General features: G+C 70.7%; 4 protein-coding genes. 1 reads left to right on the forward strand and 3 read right to left on the reverse strand.

The genetic code is table 11. From position 1 onward, the window contains the following. Nucleotides 1–108 precede the first annotated feature (108 nt). Nucleotides 109–1,392, reverse strand: a complete 1,284-nt coding sequence (murA, locus tag G6030_RS02455; protein WP_182642095.1) for a UDP-N-acetylglucosamine 1-carboxyvinyltransferase — start codon at nt 1,390–1,392, stop codon at nt 109–111. 72 nt (nt 1,393–1,464) lie between these two features. Here murA and G6030_RS02460 point away from each other — a divergent pair, with 72 nt between their 5' ends. Continuing rightward, nucleotides 1,465–2,037: a cob(I)yrinic acid a,c-diamide adenosyltransferase gene (locus G6030_RS02460; RefSeq protein ID WP_182642096.1), complete on the forward strand. Its 573-nt coding sequence runs from the start codon at nt 1,465–1,467 to the stop codon at nt 2,035–2,037. A gap of 31 nt (nt 2,038–2,068) precedes the next feature. Here G6030_RS02460 and G6030_RS02465 read toward each other — a convergent pair whose 3' ends face one another. Continuing rightward, nucleotides 2,069–2,953 (reverse strand): LuxR C-terminal-related transcriptional regulator, encoded by an 885-nt coding sequence (locus G6030_RS02465; RefSeq protein WP_063972926.1) that lies wholly within the window; start codon nt 2,951–2,953, stop codon nt 2,069–2,071. A gap of 183 nt (nt 2,954–3,136) precedes the next feature. Further along, nucleotides 3,137–3,651 (reverse strand): GTP-binding protein (locus tag G6030_RS02470; protein WP_182642097.1); only part of this gene is annotated, 515 nt, incomplete at its 5' end.

Here is a 3,651-nt window from a genome sequence, read left to right on the forward strand (position 1 = left end):
ACCTCCGACCACCGGAGGTTCAATAAAGGTAACGGGCGCGGGCTCGGGGCACGAACCACGGGCTCACATCCGCTCGTTTCGCGGCCCACCCTCACCGGTCGCCTACTGTCACCGATGGGTGGGAACCCGTTCGATGTCGCCGCCGAGCGAGCGGACGTTGCCCACGAAGTCGGAATACCCGCGGTCGATGTGGAACACCTCGCAGACCTCGGTCACGTCATCCGCGCACATCCCCGCGAGCACGAGCCCGGCGCCGGCGCGGATATCGCTCGCCCAGACCGTCGCCGAGTCCAGGCGCTCGCGACCGACGATCTTCGCGTGGTGACCGTCGGTCTCGGCGTCGACACCCATCCGCACCATCTCCTCGACAAAGCGGAACCGGGCTTCGAAGAGGTTCTCGGTGACCACCGAGACCCCGTCGGAGACCGAGGCGAGGGCGATCGCCATCGGCTGGAGGTCGGTCGGGAACCCGGGGAACGGCAGGGTCCGGATGTCCCGCGCCCGGGGTCTGCCCTCCTGACGGACGCGGATGTGGTCGGGTCCCGTCTCGACGTCGGCACCCACGGCGCGGAGGTTCTCCAGCACCACGTGGATGAACATCGGGTCGATCCCGGTGACGGTGACGTCCCCCCGGGTCATGACCGCGCCCATCGCCCAGGTGGCGGCGACGATCCGGTCGCCGATCACCCGGTGACTGACGGGAGTGAGCTCATCGACGCCGCGGATCGTGATGGTGCTCGTCCCCGCGCCGCTGATCTGTGCGCCCATCTCGTTGAGCAGGTCGCAGATGTCCACGATCTCGGGCTCGCGGGCCGCGTTCTTCAACACGGAGGTCCCCTTCGCCAGCACCGCTGCGGTCACGAAGGTCTCTGTCGCGCCCACGGAGGGGAAGCTCAGCTCGTAGTCGGCGCCCCGGAGCTCGGTGGCCTCGGCGACCAGGCGACCGTGATCCATCCTGGTGCGGGCGCCGAGACGGTTGAGCCCGTTCTGGTGCCAGTTGAGAGGTCGGCTCCCGATCGCGTCGCCTCCCGGCATCGCGATCACCGCCCGGTGGTGGCGACCGACGAGCGGGCCCAGGATGCAGACCGAGGCTCGGAGTCGCTGGGCTGCCTTGTCGTCCGCGATGTGCCCCGGTTCGGCGGGCGTGTCGATCACCACGGTGTCGCCGGAGATCTCGACGGTGCACCCGAGGTGCCTCAGCACATCGGCCATCGCCGGCACATCGGAGATCGAGGGACAGTTGGTCAGCGTCGTCCGACCCTCGGCCATCAGGGCGACCGCCATCAACTTGAGGACACTGTTCTTGGCCCCCGCGACGGAGATCTCTCCGGACAGTCGGGTGCCGCCTCTGACGAGGAAACTCTCCTCGCGGGACGTGGGATTACCGCTCACGCGTCCACCCTAGGCGAGACCCCCGGCCCGGCCGCGGCCCGCGGTGCCCCGCGGCCGCGTAGGTTGACTCCCATGGCTGTGCATCTGACCAAGATCTATACCCGCACCGGCGACGACGGATCGACCGGATTGTCCGACTTCTCCCGGGTGAGCAAGAACGACCCACGACTCGCGGCGTACGCGGACTGCGACGAGGCCAACGCCGCCATCGGCGTGGCCCTGACCGTCGGCGGACTCGACGAGCGCGTCGCCACCGTGCTCAGGACGGTGCAGAACGATCTCTTCGACGCGGGCGCGGACCTGTCGACCCCCATGGTGGAGAACCCCAAATACCCGCCGCTGCGGATCGAGCAGTCCTACATCGACCGGCTCGAGGCCTGGATCGACGAGTTCAACGCGGATCTGCCGGACCTCACGTCGTTCATCCTCCCGGGCGGGACCCCGGGGGGCGCGTACCTCCACGTCGCGCGCACCGTCACCCGCCGTGCGGAGCGGGCCGCGTGGGCTGCCGTCGAGGCGTTCCCCGAGACCACCTCGGTCCTGCCGGCCAAGTACCTCAACCGGCTCTCGGACCTGCTGTTCGTGCTGGGCCGGGTCGCGAACCCCGAGGGCGACGTCCTGTGGGTGCCGGGCGGCGAGCGCTGACGCGTCCCGCGCCCGCTCTACGCCGCGCGGCTCAGGGCAGGGCGCCCATGCGCCGTGCGGCGTTGACCGCCTCGAAGCGGGTGTGGGCGTCGAGCTTGCGCATCACCGATCGCAGGTAACTCTTGACGGTCTCGGCACCGATGCCCATGTCGGCGGCGGTCTCGATGTTCGTCTTGCCCTGGGCGACACACGCCAGCACGTCCAGCTCGCGGCGGGAGAGTCGCGCGGTGGGCATCTCGGGCGGCGGCGAGACCATCTCCGCGCAGATCCGTTCGAGCTCGGCGCGGACGTCGGGGTCCTCGGTGCGCGAAGCGAGCATCCGGAGGCGGGCGTGGGTCTCGCGCATCCGCTCGTTGGACAGCACGTCGTCCCAGCGGCCCTCACCGGAACCCGGACCGACCGGGGCCGCACCGCGCGCCGCCAGCGCGTCGTTGACGGCGATCTCCTGCTCGAGGGCGCGGGCGGTGGCGGCCATCTGGTTGAGGACCTTCTCGCCGAACCGCACAGAGGAGTGCACGCCGGCGTAGATGACGGCCCGCACGTCCTTGCCCACGACCACCGGAATCGCGGCCATGGACCGCAGGCCCTCGGACAGCACCGGCAGGTCGTACTCGTGGGTGATGACGCCCGCGCGCGGGTAGTCGGCCACCCCGACCGGCTTGCCGGTGGCCATGACCTTCCCGCCCACGCCGGCGCCGTAGTGGACCTTGAGGTCCTTCATCGCGGAGGTCCGCATACCGAGCGACTCGGACAGCACGAGCGTGTGTCCCTCGCCGACCACTCCCCCGATCGTCACGGGGATCCCCGTCGCCTCACGCAGGGCCGCGATGGCGCTGCGCACCGAGGCGAGGTCACGCTTGCGCCGCTGGGCATCGCCCGCGGCGCTCGAGCCGCGGCCCGTATTCTCCTCGTCCACGAGGTCTCCTCCCTCGTTCAGTGCAGCACCCCCACCGCGGGCGGTGGGGCCCCCTGCCGGTGCAACACTTCGCCGTCGTCAGCGCCACTATACGCACGTGGACGGGGGGACGCCCAACGCCAACATGAGACGACCGTCAGGTTGACGGGGGTAGTGCGCCAGGCGTTCCCACCCGGAGGATGCTCAGGGGGTGAATGCTGGATCGAATGCCTCGGGATCCTCGGGGTCGGCCAACATGGCCGCGGCCCCGGTGAGCGGCGCAGCGCGCTGTTCGTCGTAGATCCACTCCTCCACGTCGCTGGAGTCCGGGTCGCCGATCAGGTACGGGTGAAGGCCGAGTCCGGCGGCGGGGTCGACGTGTTCACCGGGGGTCAGAACGGCCTCGTCGAGGAAGCGCGCCACCTCGTCGTCGTCCATCCCCACGCCGATCACCACGAGCCCGTCGGGGCCGGATCCTCCGGCGCGCAACTCCAACCGGCGACCCACCAGTGCCACCTCGTAGCGGCGCGGACCGTCCGCGTCCGCCAGGGTCAGCGTGCCCTTCGCGCGGTAGGCGCCGGTCGGCGGCGCGGAGACCGCGGCGAGGAACCGGCGCGGGTGGAGGTGGCCGGCGGGCGCGACGGTGACGGCCGTGTAGCCGTCATGGAGGTGGGAGTGGTCGTCGTGCGCGTCGCCGCCCGACGCGTGTCCCCCGTCGT

The sequence above is a fragment of the Dietzia sp. E1 genome (assembly GCF_014145015.1).
GTDB lineage: Bacteria > Actinomycetota > Actinomycetes > Mycobacteriales > Mycobacteriaceae > Dietzia > Dietzia cinnamea_A.